At 50.6% G+C, this 18,978-nt stretch carries 1 protein-coding gene; it reads left to right on the top strand.

The genetic code is table 11. The features are described 5' to 3' along the window. Positions 1-10 precede the first annotated feature (10 nt). Complete coding sequence (locus J2T16_RS23180) at positions 11-18,910, top strand: non-ribosomal peptide synthetase (RefSeq protein ID WP_499019368.1); 18,900 nt, start codon at positions 11-13, stop codon at positions 18,908-18,910. Positions 18,911-18,978 lie beyond the last annotated feature (68 nt).

The raw sequence follows: 18,978 nt of genomic DNA, 5'->3' as shown, positions 1-18,978 counted from the left end.
GTGTGTCGATGTGAGAGAAAATACCAACAAGCAATACGGATTAACGCAAGCCCAGCGCCGAATATGGTTTATGGAAATTATGAATCCGGGTACGTCCATCACGATGCTTTCCGCAACTTACCAAATTACGGGTGAGATTGACACACCGCTTCTGGAGCAAGCGACGGGTGAAATCGTCAAAACCTATGATGCTTTCCGCATCCGTCTTAGTGGAGATTTACAACATCCAACACAGTGGTTTGAAGAACTGGAGAATGTGCAAGCCAGGATAAGCCACCTCGAATTAGATACAACTGAACAATTTTATACATGGGTAAACGGAGTAAGCGAAAAACCGGTAAGCGTGTTTGACGAACACCTTTACCAATTTACAATTATTCATTTTGCAAATGGTCAGGTATGGCTTAATTTGACGATAAATCATATCATTGCTGACGGTTTGTCCGTAAATGCTTTGTTGCATGCCGTGATGGAAAAATATCTGAAACTGCGCAAAGACAAAGGTAAGGTAAAAGGCAAAGTCAAAGAGAATGAGAATGAGAATGGCAGAGATAAAGATATCTCAGGTAATGATCAGGCTCCCTCCTATTTGGATTATATTTCTGCTGAGCAAGAGTATGAGCAATCACAACGCTATCAAAAAGGCAAGGAATATTGGCTGACAAAGTACAGTACGTTGCCTGAAACGACGGGCATTAAATCGGTGCCATCATTCTCCGTTGGCAGTGAGTCCAATAAACTCGCCATCACTTTGGACGGTTCCCGGTATGAACGCATTCTGGCCTTCAGTGAACGATATCAGGTCAGCTTATATACGTTATTTCTGTCCACCATGTACGCCCTGCTGTACAAGCTGACTGACAGCACCGATGTGCCGGTCGGCACGGTTTTCGCCAATCGTACCAGCAAAAAGGAAAAAGAAACCATTGGTATGTTCGTCAGCACTGTGGCCACACGGATTCATCTTGATCCAGACGCTCATCTGATGTCCCTGATCCAGACCGTTTCCAAGGAAAATACGGCGGATCTACGGTATCAGAAATATCCGTATAACCAATTGATCCAGGATTTGCGTGAGCAACATGGACGCAACGATCTGTCGGAGCTTTTCCGCACATCTCTGGAATATCTGCCTCTGAAAATTGAGGAGTACGAAGAAATCAAAGTACGCCTGGAGGCTCATTTTGCCAGACATGAGATGGACGATTTGTTGCTGCGCTTCGACCATATGCTGAATGAAGGACATGTCATTCTGCATGCTTCTTACCGTACTGGCCTGTTCAAGAAGGCCGAAATTGATCGGATTATGGAACAGTATGTAACGGTTCTGGATCAGTTCCTTCAGACACCCGAACTACGGGTATGTGAACTTTCTCTGCTCAGTGATGAGGAGAGACATCGCATATTGAACGTTTTCAACCCGCCAGTGGCAGAACTCAGCGAGGCACAAGCGTTTCATCGATATATTGAAAAGTTTGCAAGGGAAATACCGGATCATCCTGCAGTCATCTATATGGATCAACAGCTGACGTATGGCGAGTTGAACGAGCGGGCCGAACGTCTGGCTTCTCTCCTTCGTGAACAGGGTGTGGGAAAGGAGAGCATTACAGGGATCTGGGCGGAACGTTCGGTCGAACTGCTGGTAGGGGTACTCGCTGTATGGAAAGCGGGCGGAGCCTATGTGCCGCTAGATCCTGATTATCCGGCAGAGCGAATCGAGTATATGCTAAGCGACAGCGAGGCATCGGTGTTGCTTACGCAACGTCATTTGTTGGAGCGGGCCGGAGGTTGGCTGGCTGATGACAGGCTGAAGCTTCAAGCGGTTTATGCCATGGACGATGAGCAGCTTTATACCGGGGACGCGGTTGGCATGGGATTTGACTCTGTCGACAGTGCTCCGCAAGACTTGGCTTATGTGATTTACACCTCGGGTACAACGGGACATCCGAAAGGTGTCATGGTTGAGCATGGCAGTCTCGTAAATACGGCGGATGCATACCGCCTTGAGTACCGATTGGATCAGTTCCCGGTACGGCTGCTGCAACTGGCGAGTTTCTCGTTTGACGTATTCGTCGGAGATATCGCACGCACGCTGTACAACGGGGGTACTATGGTGATTGTGCCGAAGGATGACCGGATTGATCCAAACCGATTATACGGCTGGATTCGGGATCAAAACATTACGGTATTTGAATCAACGCCTGCGCTCATTCTGCCGTTCATGCAACATATCTATGAAGAAAAGCTGGACGTTAGCTCCATGCAGTTGCTGATTACCAGCTCGGATGCTTGCAGTGTTAACGACTATCAATTGTTACAGGAAAGATTCGGCGGGCAATTCCGCATTATTAACAGCTATGGAGTGACGGAAGCGGCGATTGACAGCAGCTTTTACGATGAGCCGTTGGACAAACTGCCGACGTCGGGCCATGTGCCAATCGGCAAAGCTTGGCTGAACGCCAGATTCTATATTGTTGATGCTGCATTAAAGCCAGTGCCTATAGGGGTTCCGGGGGAACTTGTTATTGGTGGTGCTGGGGTAGCCCGCGGATACTGGAAACGTTCCGACTTAACCGCTGAGAAGTTTGTAGAGAGCCCGTTTGTACCGGGCGAACGTCTGTACCGGACAGGGGACTTGGCTCGTTGGCTTGAAGACGGAAACGTGGACTTCATCGGCCGGATCGATTACCAGGTGAAAATTCGCGGGTTCCGAATCGAACTCGGGGAGATTGAAACGGCTTTGCTACGTTATCCTGGCATTAAGCAGGCTGTAGTGATCGACCGTATGGATGAACAGGGGCAGAAGTATTTGTGTGGTTACGTTGCTAGCGATGTATCTTTGCAGATAAGCGATCTGCTGTCTCAATTGAAGGAAGAGCTACCTGTCCATATGATCCCGGCTCGATTCGTATCACTCGATAAGCTTCCCCTTACGCCGAACGGTAAAATTGATCGTAAAGGGTTGCCTGAACCGAGCGGAGAGGTAGAGGCAGGACATGAGTATATAGCACCTCGCACAGGGCTTGAAACAAGGATTGCGCTCATTTGGCAACAGGTGCTGGGTATTGCGCGAGTTGGCGTTCAAGATGATTTCTTCGACCTGGGAGGGCATTCCTTGCGGGCCTCCTCACTGGTTTCCAAGATTCGGAAGGAACTGCAAGTCGAGGTTCCGTTGCGGGATGTTTTTCGCTACACCACGATTGAACAGTTGGCCCAGAGAATCGGTGGCTTAAAGCAGCAGGAGACATACGAGATTACAAAGACAGCCCAGGCAGAGTACTATCCGGTTTCATCTGAACAAAAGCGTTTGTACATCCTGCGCCAGCTTGATGGAGCCGAGCGTAGCTACAATATGTCAGCGGCGCTTCTACTCGAAGGTGCATTGGATCATACGCGCGTCGAGCAAGCATTCCGGGCACTGATTCAGCGCCATGAGACGCTGCGCACCGGGATCGAGCAGGTTCAGGGCGAGCTTGTGCAGCGCATCTATGATGAGGTGCAGTTTGCCGTGGATTATTTCCAGGTGAACGAGCAGGAATTAGATCAAATGGTGGAGGCTTATTATCGCCCGTTTGATCTGACCAAGCCGCCACTTCTACGTATCGGCCTGATCCAAGTCGCCAAGAATCGCCACATTATGTTGTTCGATATGCATCATATCGTCTCCGATGGCATTTCGACTGCGTTGCTTTTCGACGAGTTCAGTCGTCTGTATCGGAGTGAAGCATTGGCTCCACTACACATTCAATACAAAGACTATGCTGTGTGGCAACATTCCGAAGCCTATGGGCTGATGCTTGAGCCGCAGAAGGAGTACTGGCTGGAACAGTTGTCGGGTGAATTGCCTGTTTTGGAGCTACCGACGGATTACCCGCGTCCTGCGGTGCAGAGCTTTGACGGCCGGACTGTAAAGTTTAATATCGGGAAAGAACGAACGGAGAAGTTGAAAGAACTTGCGGCACGGACGGGAACGACCCTGTATATGGTGCTACTGTCGGCGTACTCCATCCTTATGCATAAATATTCGGGCCAGGAAGATCTGATCGTAGGAACGCCGATTGCCGGAAGAACGCAAGAAGAAGTGCAACCTATCGTGGGAATGTTCATCAACACACTGGCCATTCGTAGCCGTCCAGAGCGTTCCAAGCTTTACCTTTCCTACCTTGATGAAGTTAAGGACATCACACTTGGGGCTTTTGAAAATCAAAATTATTTGTTCGAAGACTTGGTGGAGAGTCTGCACATTGCGCGCGCGACTGGCCGGAATCCGCTCTTTGATACGTTCTTCTCCCTGCAAAATACGGAGAACGAGCGAATTGTCATCGAGGGGCTTGAACAATCTTTTTATCCGCTGGAAAACCGAACATCCAAGTTCGATTTGCTACTAGATATTTCGGAGCTGGATGGTCAGCTTGAATGTCGGTTGGAGTACGCTACGGCTCTGTACAAACAGGAAACTGCGGAGCGGTTCGCCAGACATTATGACAAGTTGCTCGAAACCATCGTAGCAGCACCGGACAGGGACATTGCATCACTGGAAATGCTTACGGGTGAGGAAATCCACGAGCTGATGCACGGGTTTAACGATTCGGAGGCGGACTACCCACGTCAGAAAACCATTCACGGACTGTTCGAAGAACAAGCAGAGCTCTACCCGAATAACGTGGCGGCTGTTATGAATGAGAAGCAATTGACCTACCGCGAGTTAAATGAACAATCGAATCGCCTCGCACGAAAACTGAGGGAGACCGGAGTCGAAGCGGATCAGTTGGTGGCCATTTTGGCCGAACGTTCGCTTGATATGGTCGTCGGCATTCTGGCGATTCTCAAAGCGGGCGGAGCTTACGTGCCTGTCGATCCCGACTATCCGGAAGAGCGTATTCGTTTCATGATCGAGGATTCCGGTGCACCATTATTGCTGATTCAAAAGAAATTGCATGAGAAGACGGACTTCGCTGGAACTCGGCTTGAATTGGATGATTTTGTTTGGGGAGATGGCAAAGCGGACTTGGGAAGTGCGCTGGATGTCTCGAACTTGGAACCGATCTCTGGCCCGGGCAATCTGGCCTATGTCATCTACACATCGGGAACGACGGGCAAACCGAAAGGAACGTTGATCGAGCATAAAAACGTTGTGCGCCTCCTGTTTAATGACAAAAACCTGTTCGACTTTGGACCGTCTGATACGTGGACGTTGTTCCATTCGTTCTGCTTTGACTTCTCTGTCTGGGAAATGTACGGAGCACTACTGTACGGAGGTAAGTTGGTCATTGTACCACCGCTCACAGCGAAAAATCCAGCCGATTTCCTGGCACTGTTAGGCCGCGAACAAGTCACCATTCTGAACCAGACGCCAACGTACTTTTATCAACTGTTGCGGGAGGTATTGACGGATCATGCATATGATCTGCGGATTCGCAATGTCATTTTTGGGGGAGAAGCGCTTAGTCCATTGCTGCTCAAGGGCTACAAGACGAAATACCCTGATACGAAGCTGATCAACATGTATGGTATTACGGAGACAACGGTTCATGTGACGTATAAGGAAATTACGTGGGTCGAGATAGAGGCAGCCAAAAGTAATATCGGTAAACCGATCCCTACGCTGAGCGTATACGTTCTGGATGAAAACCGCCGTCCTGTGCCGATTGGCGTCTCCGGCGAAATGTATGTGGCTGGGGAAGGGTTAGCCAGAGGATATCTGAACCGTCCGGATCTGACAGCGGAGAAGTTCGTCGATTCCCCTTTTGCGGAGGGGGAGAAACTGTATCGCTCGGGTGATTTGGCGACCTGGCTACCGGATGGCAACATCGAATATCTAGGCCGGATCGACCATCAGGTGAAAATCCGCGGTTACCGGATTGAGCTGGACGAAATCGAGACTCAGCTTCTAAATGTAGAGGGCGTGGAAGAGGCAGTGGTGCTCGCTCGTGAGGACAGCGGAGGTGAGAAGGCGCTTGTCGCTTACTTTGTGGCGGATCGAACGCTGACAGTCAGTGCCATGAGAACTGCATTGGCGGAGGAAATGCCGGGATATATGATCCCGTCATACTTCGTGCAGCTGGAGCGTATGCCGCTGACGTCCAACGGTAAAGTCGATCGCAAATCATTGCCTGAGCCACAAGGTGGCATGGAAACAGGCGTTGAATACGTAGCACCGCGTAACCAGTTGGAGGCTCAACTCGTGAAAATTTGGGAGGAAGTGCTGGGCTATTCTGGCATTGGAGTCCTGAACAATTTCTTCGAGCTCGGAGGCCACTCCTTGCGGGCAATAAACCTTGTCAGCAAAATCAGGAAGGAGATGAACGTCGAACTCCCGTTACGTGATGTATTCCGCTATATGACGGTAGGGGCGATGGCCGAGGCTATTGCCAGCTTAGAAGTAACGAAACATACTTCCATTCCCAAAGCGGAGGACAAAGCATACTATCCGGTTTCTTCTGCGCAAAAAAGGTTGTATGTCCTAAACCAACTGGATAGCTTGGAGCTGAATTACAACCTCCCAAGCGCCTTGCGATTAGAAGGTGTTCTGGATGAAGCCAGAGTGGAAAGAGCACTGGATACGTTGATGGCCCGTCATGATATGTTACGCACCGGTTTTGAAATTGTAAATGGAGAGCCGGTTCAACGTATCCATCCACATGTCGCTTTCAAGATCGAGAAGCTTCAAGCCAGTGAAGATCAGATTGCGTCCATTCTTGAAGGCTTCATTCAGCCTTTTGACTTGAGCGCGCCGCCTTTGCTACGTGCCCTGCTGATCGAACTGGGAGAAGAGCAGTTCCTGCTCGCACTGGATATTCATCATATTGGTTCCGACGGCCTTTCTATGGACGTACTACTGCGTGAATTCGTGCGGCTTTACAATGGGGAAGAGTTACCGGAGATGCATATTCAATACAAGGATTATTCCGTTTGGCAACAATCCGAGGAGCAGCGACAGCGCGTTGAGCAACAGGAGGAATACTGGCGTGGGGTATTTAGCTCCGAGCTTCCGGTTCTTGAGCTACCATCTGACTTCTCGCGTCCAGCTGTTCAGCAGTTTGACGGTCAAACGCTCACGTTTACACTGGATGAAGCCAAAAGTGAAGCCCTTAAACGTCTTGCAGGTGATACGGGCTCAACGCTGTACATGCTTTTGCTGGCCGCATACTCCGTATTGCTTCATAAATATGCGGGACAGGAGGATATCGTAGTCGGCACGCCGATTGCCGCCCGTTCACACGCCGACCTGCAACCGATTATCGGCATGTTTGTCAACACGTTGGCTCTTCGTTTGGGTCCAGCGGCAGAGCGGACGTTCATGGAATACTTGCAGGAAGTGAAGGAAACAACACTTGGAGCCTATGAGCATCAGGACTATCCGTTTGAGGAACTGGTGGAAGTACTTCAGGTGAACCGGGATTTGAGCCGGAATCCGCTGTTTGATACGATGTTTTCTTTACAAAAGCACGAGAGCTTGGATTTAAAGATGGAAGGTTTGCAATGGGCGCTATTCGACATCGAGGAGAAGACAGCAAAGTTTGATCTTAGCTTGGATATCGTGGAAGCGGGGAGAGAACTGGTTTGCAAGATTGAGTATGCTACCTCGCTATTCAGACCTGAAACGATCGTACGGCTGGCAGGGCATTACGAGCATCTTCTGGAGTCGATTCTGGCTCAGCCTGGAGCACGGATTGCGGATCTGGATTTCCTGACGGATGACGAAAAGCATGATTTGCTGGTTGGGTTTGACGTGTCGTCTCTGGCTCTCGCGAAACAATCCTCCGAAGAGGAAGAGGGCACAGATCCGGAAGCACATGAAGCTTGGCGGGAGAGAACATTCCACGAGCGATTTGAGCAACAGGCGGAGCGTACGCCAGAAGCGCTGGCCGTTGTCTACGAAGATAGCAAGCTGACATATGCGGAGCTGAACGCCAAAGCGAACCGTGTGGCATATATACTGCGGACGCACGGAGTGAAGCCTGAGCAGGTGGTTGGCATTTTGGCTGGTCGTTCCACGGAGCTATTGATTGGGGTGCTTGCCGTATGGAAGGCAGGCGGCGCTTATGTACCGCTTGACCCGGATTACCCTGCTGAACGAATTGAGTATATGCTCGCGGACAGTGGTGCATCTGTCCTGCTCACGCAGACTTGCCTGCTGGAGCAAACAGAAGTCTGGCGTACTGATACAAATCTGATGCTGCAAACGGTGCTTGCGCTTGATGACGAGACAACGTACGGACTTGCAGGGGAAAATGGGGCTGTAGGTACACAAGCTTGGGGTGAAACATGCGCTGAAGAGAGAGCTACGTTGCAGGCGGAAGTGGAATTGGCTGCTGCCCAAACCTCTGCCACAGCAGAAGCTGAGAAGCGCACACAAGTAGCAGATCCGGCATCCAATCCTGCAAATGTGAACAAGGCGGGTGATTTGGCTTACGTCATTTACACCTCAGGTACAACAGGCCAACCGAAGGGCGTGGCAGTGGAACACCGTAGCTTGGTGAACACGGCATCTGGCTACCGGAGGGAATACCGTCTAGATCAGTTTCCGATCCGGTTATTACAGCTCGCGAGCTTTTCGTTCGACGTGTTCGTCGGCGATATTGCGCGCACGCTGTATAATGGCGGCACCATGGTCATCGTACCGAAGGATGACCGAATTGATCCAAGCCGGCTGTACGGCTGGATTCGTGACTATGCCATAACGGTGTTTGAATCGACTCCGGCGTTAATCATACCGTTTATGGAACATGTGTATGCCGAAGGTCTCGATATCAGTTCGATGCAGTTACTGATCACAAGTTCCGATGCGTGTAGCGTAGCAGATTACCGTACTTTGCAGGAGCGCTTCGGATCCCAGTTCCGTATTATTAACAGCTACGGCGTAACGGAAGCCGCGATTGACTCCAGCTTCTATGATGAGCCGATGGAGAAACTGCCAAAGACGGGGAGTGTGCCGATCGGGATGGCTTGGCTGAATGCCAAGTTCTATATCGTGGATGCGAACCTGAAGCCGGTGCCAATCGGCGTACTCGGGGAGCTTGTTATTGGCGGTGTGGGTGTAGCCCGCGGTTATTTGAACCGTCCGGATTTGACGGCGGAAAAATTCGTAGATAGCCCGTTCTCTGCTGGAGAGCGGTTGTACCGGACGGGTGACCTGGCCCGCTGGATGCCGGATGGAAACGTAGATTTCATCGGTCGGATCGACAACCAGGTGAAAATTCGCGGCTATCGGATCGAGCTTGGTGAGATTGAAGCAACCATGAACAATGTGGCTGGTGTGCGTCAAGCACTTGTCATGGATCGGATGGATGAGCGGGGACAGAAATATTTGTGTGCGTATGTCGTAGCGGATTCAAGCTTCGATCTGGAAGGGCTGGTGGCTCATCTGGACACAACCCTGCCTTCCCATATGGTGCCTGCGCGCATGATGCGTCTGGATCAGATGCCGCTTACGCCGAACGGAAAGGTAGACCGAAAAGCGTTACCTGTGCCGGAAGGGAGTATTCGCGCCGAGGTTGCATACACGGCACCACGTACTAATGCCGAGCAAGCACTTGCGTTAGTATGGCAGTCTGTACTTGGTGTGGATCAGGTCGGCACAAAGGACAATTTCTTTGCGCTCGGCGGTGATTCGATCAAGGCCTTGCAGGTATCGTCCCGTCTTTTGCAAACGGGCTACAAGTTGGTCATGAAAGATTTGTTCCATTACCCGACAATTTCTGCCCTTAGCTTAAGGCTGCAAACGGTGGAAAAAACGGCTAGCCAAGCCGAAGTAACGGGTGAGGTGATCTTAACTCCGATTCAGCACTGGTTCTTTGGACAAAATCCGGCTGACGTGCATCATAGCAACCAGGCGTTCATGCAATTTTCCAAGCAAGGTTTTGACGAAGAAGCATTACGCCATGCGATGCATCAGCTAGTTGTGCATCACGACGCTCTCCGCACGGTTTACCGTCAAAGCGAGAACGGTTGTACAGCTTGGAACCGAAGCGCCCTGGAGAATGAAGCGCTGTTCGATCTGGAAGTTATCGATCTCAAGGGAGTCCGCGACGTTAAAGAAACGGTAGAGGCTAAGGCGAATGACATTCAAGCGAGCATCGATCTGGAAAACGGCCCCTTGGTGAAGCTCGGTTTGTTCCGCTGTGACGACGGCGATCATCTGCTCATTGCGATTCATCATCTGGTTGTAGACGGTGTATCCTGGCGGATTCTGCTTGAGGATTTGGCTACTGGCTATGAGCAGGCTATGCAAGGACAGCCAATTCGTCTACCGCTCAAAACGGATTCATTCCAAACGTGGGCAAAACAACTTGCTGATTATGCCAACAGCTCGGCAATAGATAGCGAAAGAGCGTACTGGCAACAAGTCGAGCAATTGACCTATGAATCGCTTCCGAAAGATTTTGAACAAGGCAGATCCAGGCTGAAGGACAGCGGGATTGTGACTGTTCGCTGGTCAGCAGAGGAAACGGAACAGTTGCTGAAGCAGGCACACCGTGCATACCATACGGAAATGAACGATCTGCTGCTGACTGCGCTTGGCCTTGCGGTACAAGCTTGGAGCGGTCAGGAACGTGTGCTGGTGAATCTCGAAGGCCACGGCCGGGAAGAACTTTTGCCAGATGTGGACATTACACGTACAGTAGGCTGGTTTACAAGTCAATTCCCTGTTGTACTGGAGCTGAGTCATGTTCAGGCTCTCGGTCATCAGGTAAAGCAGGTGAAAGAAAGCTTGCGCCGTATTCCGAACAAAGGAATCGGTTATGGCATCCTGCGTTATTTGTCGGCACCGCGTGACGGTGAGGCCTTTACTTTGGAACCAGAGATCAGCTTTAACTATTTGGGTCAGTTCGACCAGGATGTCGAAAGCAACGGGGTGCAGCCGTCTCCATTCAGTGCGGGCGCGGATTCAAGCCCGAATGCAGTGATGGATTTTGTCCTCGATATCAATGGTATGGTGTCAGAAGGCATGCTGGAATTCACGATTCGTTACGGGGAGACCCAGTATAAACGGGAAACGATAGAGAAATTAGGCACCTTGCTTCAAACGAGTTTACGCGAAGTCATTCTTCATTGTGTTTTGAAAGAGCGACCAGAGCTTACACCTAGTGATGTACTGCTTCAAGATGTGACAGTGGAGGAATTAAATCAGTTAGCTGAACAGACGGCGGCGATGGGCGAAATGGAGAATGTGTATATCCTGACTCCACTGCAAAAAGGGATGTTGTTCCACAGCCTGCTGGATGCTGATTCGGAAGCGTACTTCGAACAGGTGACCTTCGATCTGTACGGAAGCTTGAATGTCGAAGCCTTTGCTAAAGGATTGGATACGTTGGTGCAACGGAATGAGGCATTGCGGACCAACTTTATTACGGGCTGGAGAGACGAGCCGATTCAAGTGGTATTCCGTGAGCGAAAGTGTGAAGTGTACTTTGAAGATATTCGCTCGGTAAGCGGTGAAGACATGGAGAAGACCATAGCCGATTTCGTTAGCGCGGATAAAGCGAACAAGTTCGATTTGGCTCAAGGCTCTTTGATGAGAGTGACCGTATTGCGTACAGGCGACGAGTCCTACCATGTGATCTGGAGTCACCACCATATTTTGATGGACGGCTGGTGCATGTCCTTTATGATCAAGGAAGTGTTCGAAACCTACTTCGCGTTGCAAGAGAATCGGAAGCTGGAGCTTCCACCGGTTACTTCGTACTCCAAATATATCGAATGGCTGGAAACGCAAGATGTTGCGAAAGCTTCACACTACTGGTCCGAGTATTTGAAGGGTTACGACGAGCAGACCAGACTGCCTCAGGAAAAAATGAAGCTGAATCAGCATGCTTTTGAGATGGCTGAAATGGATGTGGAACTCAGCAAGGAATTGACCGGGAAAATCGAACGGGTGGCACGCCAGCAGCAGGTGACGCTTAATACCTTCATGCAAACCGTATGGGGACTGGTTCTGCAAATATACAACAACAGTGAGGATATCGTATTCGGCTCGGTCGTATCCGGGCGTCCGGCTGAAATTCCAGGCATCGAAAGTATGATTGGTTTATTTATTAATACCATTCCGGTTCGTATTCAAAGCAAAGCATCTGAAACAGTAGCTAATATTTTGAGAAATACTCAGGATCAGGCACTGACATCGGGAGCTTATGAGACATATCCGTTGTTCGAAATTCAGTCGCTGAGTAAGCAAAAGCGCGACTTGATCAACCATATCATGGTCTTTGAAAATTATCCGATGGAGGAACAGATTGAGCAGGTTGTTGGCGGGGACAAAGCAGCGCTGAAAATCGCTAATATCCAGTCACCGGAGCAAACGAATTACGATCTGGACATTACTGTCATTCCGGAAGAGCATATTTGGCTACGATTTACGTACAATGCACTGACCTTCAGAGAAGAAGATATCAGGTCGATCCACGGTCATTTTGCCCGGGCACTGGAGCAGGTCGCGGCTAATCCGAACATCCGTGTGAATCAGTTGGAACTGCTGACAGCGGCAGAAAAGGAACAAATTCTCGGGGGCTTTAATCCTGCACAACCAGAAGCAGAAACGGCTCCTGCGCTTGCGTTCCACCGTCTGTTTGAGGAACAGGCGCAGCGCGTGACTGAATCGGAGGCGGTCGTTTACGAAAACGACCGCCTAACGTATACGGAACTGAACGAGCGGGCGAACCGTTTGGCCGCTACACTGCGCGCAAGTAGCATCGGTCGTGAATCCATCGTCGGCATTCTTGCCGAACGTTCGGTGGATTTGCTGGTAGCCGTGCTCGCTGTCTGGAAAGCAGGCGGCGCGTATGTACCGCTCGATCCGGATTACCCGGCAGACCGTGTGCGGTTCATGCTCGAAGACAGTGGAGCAAAGGTACTATTAACGCAAACGCCACTGCGAGAGCGTGCTGAAACATGGCTGGGTGAAGAGGAACTAGCGTTGTCTGCAGTGTTGTATCTCGATGACGAAGCATCGTACAGCGAAGAGCAGGCCAATACGCCGATGAGTTCTGGCATGGATGATTTCCACGAAGCCCGTCCAGAGGATCTGGCCTACGTGATCTATACGTCGGGAACAACAGGACAGCCCAAAGGCGTCATGATTGAGCACCGCAGTCTGGTGAATACGGCGGCAGGATACCGACGGGAATATCGATTAGATCAGTTCCCGGTGCGGCTATTGCAGCTTGCCAGCTTCTCGTTTGACGTGTTCGTGGGCGATATTGCGCGCACGCTGTATAACGGAGGCACGATGGTCATTGTGCCGAAGGATGACCGGATCGATCCGTCTCGTTTGCACCACTGGATTGAGCAAGAGCAGGTCACTATTTTTGAATCGACGCCAGCGCTGATTGTGCCATTTATGGAATATGTGCATGAGCTGGGGCTGAATATGAGCGGGATGGAGCTGCTTATCACAAGTTCGGACAGCTGCAGCGTAGCAGATTATCGAACCTTGCAGGAACGCTTTGGCTCGCAATTCAGAATTATCAATGCTTATGGTGTAACGGAAGCGGCGATTGACTCCAGTTTCTACGACGAGTCACTGGAAATGCTTCCCGAGACGGGGCATGTGCCTATCGGAAAAGCATGGCTAAATGCGAAGTTTTACATTGTGGATGCACACCTGAATCCGGTGCCTGTCGGGGTGCTGGGCGAACTGGTTATTGGCGGGATTGGGGTCGCGTGCGGATACTTGAACCGTCCAGAGTTGACGGAAGAGAAGTTCGTAGACAGCCCGTTCTCAGCAGGTGAGCGTTTGTATCGCACGGGAGACTTGGCAAGGTGGACGAAAGACGGCAATGTGGATTTCATTGGTCGGATGGACAACCAGGCAAAAATCCGGGGTTACCGGATTGAAACAGGCGAAGTCGAAGCAAAGTTGCTGCGTGCAACGGGTGTGAAGGAAACCGTCGTTGTAGTAAGGGAAGATCAAGAAGGTCAGAAAGCCTTGTGCGCCTATTATACTGCGGAAGAAGGCTTAACCGTAGCAGACCTGAAACGAGCCATCTCAAGCGAGTTGCCGGGGTACATGATCCCGTCATACTTCGTAGAAATGGAGCATCTGCCTCTGACGCCGAATGGAAAAATCGACAGGAAGGCACTGCCGGCACCAGAGACGGGAGCAGATGGAGGTCGTGAATATGTGGCTCCGCGCACCGAACTGGAGGCCAAGCTGGCTGTTATCTGGCAAGATGTGCTTGTGCGGGAGAAAGCAGTGGGCGTAACCGACAATTTCTTCGATCTGGGCGGACACTCTCTGCGGGCGACAACGCTGGTCAGCAAAATGCATAAAGAGCTAGGCGTACAATTCCCGCTTCGCGACGTATTCCGCTACTCCACGGTTGAGGAAATGGCCACGGCTATGGAGAAGCTGGAGAACGGCTCGTTCACAGCTATTCCGGTTGCGGAACCGAGCGCGTATTATCCGCTCTCTTCCGCTCAGAAACGTCTTTATATTTTGAACCAGCTGGAAGGAGCCGAGCTGAGCTACAACATACCGGGAGCTATGTTGCTCGAAGGTGAGCTTGACCGACAGCGGTTTGCGGAAACATTCCGTGAACTCGTAGCTCGTCATGAAACGCTGCGTACTGGCTTTGAGATGATAAAAGGCGAAGCGATTCAGCAGATTTATGATGAAGTCGTCTTCGATGTGGAATATGTGCATATCAGCGGAGATCAAGCGGAAGAGACGGTGCGCCAATTCGTTCGTCCGTTTGATCTTGCGAAGCCGCCACTGCTGCGTGTAGGTCTTGCCGAACTGGCGCCGGACCGGCATATTCTGATGTTTGATACGCATCATATCGTATCTGACGGTGTCTCAATAGACGTACTAATCGAAGAATTCGTACATTTGTACAGCGGTAAGTCGCTTGATCCGCTCCGCATTCAGTACAAAGATTACGCGGTATGGCAACAATCAAACGAGCAGAAGGCGCAGCTTGCTAAGCAAGAAGCCTACTGGCTGGACATGTTCCGCGGAGAACTGCCGGTTTTGGAATTGCCGACTGACTATCCGCGCCCGACAATGCAGCGTTACGAGGGACGTACACTTCAATTGTTTATGAATAGCGAGCAAAGCGAGGGTCTGAAACGACTTGCATCCGAGAACGGTGAAACACTTTACATGGTTCTACTTGCTGGATATACGATATTGTTGCAGAAATACACAGGACAAGAAGACGTGGTCGTCGGTACACCGATTGCGGGAAGAAATCATAGTGACGTTCAGCCATTGATCGGTATGTTCGTTAATACTTTGGCTATTCGCAGTTATCCGGCTGCCGATAAGACGTTCCTAGACTATTTGAAGGAAATCAAGGAGACCACCCTGGGTGCTTTTGAACATCAGAATTATCCGTTTGAAGAACTGGTAGATAAGGTGAGTGTGGCTCGGGACCTAAGCCGTAATCCGTTGTTTGATACGATGTTTGCTTTGCAGAATACAGAGAATTTGGAAATCCAGCTTCCTGGACTCCGCTTATCGACGTACGCCAGCGAAGAGATTGTTTCTAAATTCGATCTAAGTTTAGACGTGACGGAGATTGAGGAAGGGTTGGAATATCTGTTTGAATATGCCACAGCTCTTTATAAAACCGAAACGGTGGAGAAAATGGCATCTCATTACTTGCAACTGCTCGAATCCATTCTCCGTAACCCGTTAGGGACCATTGCTGAATTGGATCTCTTAACCACTGTGGAAAAAGAACAAATTCTCTGCGCGTTTAACCCGGCGCTTTCAGAAGTGGAAGCTGCTCCTGCAGCTACGTTCCACCGTCTGTTCGAGGAACAGGCGCAACAAGCGCCTGAATCGGAGGCCGTTGTGTACGAGAACGACCGTCTAACGTATGCGGAGCTGAATGAGCGGGCGAACCGTTTGGCCGCTACACTGCGTGCAAGCGGCATCGGCCGTGAATCCATCGTCGGTATTCTTGCCGAACGTTCGGTGGATTTGCTGGTAGCCGTGCTCGCTGTCTGGAAAGCAGGCGGCGCGTATGTACCGCTCGATCCGGATTACCCGGCAGACCGTGTACGGTTCATGCTGCAAGACAGCGGAGCGAAGGTGCTACTCACGCAAACGCCACTGCGAGAGCGTGCCGAAGCTTGGCTCACAGCAGAGGAACTGGCGTTGTCTGCAGTGTTTCTCGATGACGAAGCATCGTACAGCGAGGAGCGGGCCAATGCGCTGATGAGTTCTGGCATGGATGATTTCCACGAAGCCCGACCAGAGGATCTGGCCTACGTGATCTATACATCGGGAACAACAGGACAGCCCAAAGGCGTCATGATTGAGCACCGCAGTCTGGTGAATACGGCGGCAGGATACCGACGGGAATATCGGTTGGATCAGTTCCCGGTACGGCTATTGCAGCTAGCCAGCTTCTCGTTTGATGTGTTTGTGGGCGATATTGCGCGCACGTTATACAACGGAGGCACGATGGTCATTGTGCCGAAGGACGATCGGATTGATCCGTCTCGTCTGCACTACTGGATTGAGCAGGAGCAGGTGACCATTTTTGAATCGACGCCAGCGCTGATTGTGCCGTTTATGGAATATGTGCATGAAAATCAGCTGGATATGAGTCAGATGGCGTTGCTCATCACAAGTTCAGACAGCTGCAGCGTAGCCGATTATCGAACCTTGCAGGAACGATTTGGCTCTCAATTCCGAATCATCAACGCCTATGGTGTAACGGAAGCAGCAATCGACTCCAGTTTCTACGATGAGCCACTGAAAATGCTTCCCGAGACAGGGCATGTGCCTATCGGAAAAGCGTGGTTAAATGCGAAGTTTTACATTGTGGATGCGCACCTGAATCCGGTGCCTATCGGGGTGTTGGGCGAACTGGTTATTGGCGGAGTTGGGGTCGCGCGCGGATACTTGAATCGTCCAGAGCTGACGGAAGAAAAGTTCGTAGACAGCCCGTTCACAGCAGGTGAGCGTTTGTATCGCACGGGAGACTTGGCGAGATGGACGAAAGACGGCAACGTGGACTTTATCGGTCGGATGGACAACCAGGCCAAAATCCGGGGTTACCGGATCGAAACGGGCGAGATCGAGTCACAACTCTTGCGGGTGGAAAATGTACGCGAAACCGTGGTGCTGGTTCGAAATGACGCAAACGGGCAGAAAGTGCTATGTGCATATTACACATCGGATACAGGAACGGATCTGGCAGTAAATGATCTGCGCAGCGCGTTGGCCCAGGAGTTGCCAGGTTATATGATCCCATCTTACTTTGTAGAACTGGAAAACTTGCCACTAACGCCGAATGGGAAAGTTGACCGGAAGGCATTGCCAGCGCCAGAAGAAGGAGCTGGAGGAGGACGCGAATACGTGGCGCCGCGAACCAAGCTAGAAGCGAAACTGGTCGCCATCTGGCAGGACGTGCTCGGACCAATAACAATAGGTGTAACGGATAACTTCTTTGATCTTGGTGGGCACTCCTTACGGGCAACAATGCTGGTTAGCAAGGTGCACAAGGAGTTGAGTGTAGACTTGCCGTTGCGCGATGTGTTCCGACACTCGACGATTGAAGCGATGGCTGAAATAATCAGTCAATTGGAGTGGCAGGAACACCGATCCATTCCGGTGCTGGATCAGAAGGATTACTATCCGCTTTCCTCCGTGCAAAAACGGTTGTACATCCAGCAACAGATGGAGGGTGCGGAGCTTAGTTACAACATGTCAGGCATGACGGTTCTCGTCGGGCGTTTGGAACGGAATCAATTCGAGTCCGCGCTCAAAGGATTAATCGCTCGTCATGAAGTTTTGCGAACTGGCTTCGAAATGGTGGACGGTGAACCCGTACAACGAATTTATCCGAACTTGGAGTTTGCCGTCGAGTATACCAAAGCGACAGAAAGTGAAACGAGAAATATCGCAGACGGATTTGTGCGAGTCTTTGATTTGGAGCGGCCGCCGCTGCTACGTGTGGGCTTAGTTGAATGGGAAGCGGAACGGCACTTGCTTATGCTGGACATCCATCATATCATCACGGATGGCATGTCGATGGGCATATTCGTCGAAGAACTCTTACGTCTGTATAACGGCGAGACTCTTGAACCGCTTCGAATTCAATACAAGGAATATGCCGCTTGGCAACAGTCTGAGCCTGTAAAAGAACAGCTGAAACGTCAGGAAGCCTATTGGCTGGACGTGCTGGAAGGCGAACTGCCGACGCTTGAACTGCCGACGGATTTTGTCAGACCTGTCACTCGCAGCTTTGAGGGAGATGTGCTACCTTTCAATATCGACCAGCAGATGACGGAAAGCTTGGAACGCATCGCCAGTCAGAACGGTGCTACTCTTTATATGGTATTATCGGCGGCCTATTCTATCCTGCTCAGCAAGTACTCGGGGCAAGAAGACTTCATTGTAGGCACGCCGGTTTCGGGTCGCACACATACCGACTTGGAGCCACTGATCGGAATGTTTGTCAACACGTTGGCCATTCGCCATTATCCTTCGGGGGAGAAGACATTCCTTGCTTACTTGAACGAAGTCAAAGAAACGATGCTGGGGGCTTACGATCACCAGGATTATCCGTTTGAGGAGCTTGTGAAGAAACTTCAGGTACCGCGAGATCTAAGCCGCAATCCTGTATTCGATGTCATGTTTGCTCTGGAAACGAAGGAAGATAACGTTCAAAGCTTCGGAGAGATCCAGATCGAATCTTATCCGGAAAAGCATACAGTTGCTCAATTCGATCTGACTTTGGTCATTTCGATGCTAGATGAGGGGATGACCGGGCAGTTTGAATATGCGACCAAGTTGTTTACACGCAATCTGATCGATAATTTCGCTCAGGATCTGCTCGGAATCATCAGCCAGATTGGCGAACAGCCTTCGATGTTGCTGAAGGATATTTCCCTGAACGGTCAATCTGAACAGGAACAAGATGAGCTAGAGGCCATTGATATTATGTTCTAATCTTATACCCGGCTTGGGTGTATGCCGTATTTTTTCTCGGTATGCACTCTACCGGGTATTTTTTATTA

This window comes from Paenibacillus intestini, assembly GCF_030803945.1.
Classification (GTDB): domain Bacteria; phylum Bacillota; class Bacilli; order Paenibacillales; family Paenibacillaceae; genus Paenibacillus; species Paenibacillus polysaccharolyticus.
This window is presented reverse-complemented; position numbering and strand designations above follow the sequence as displayed.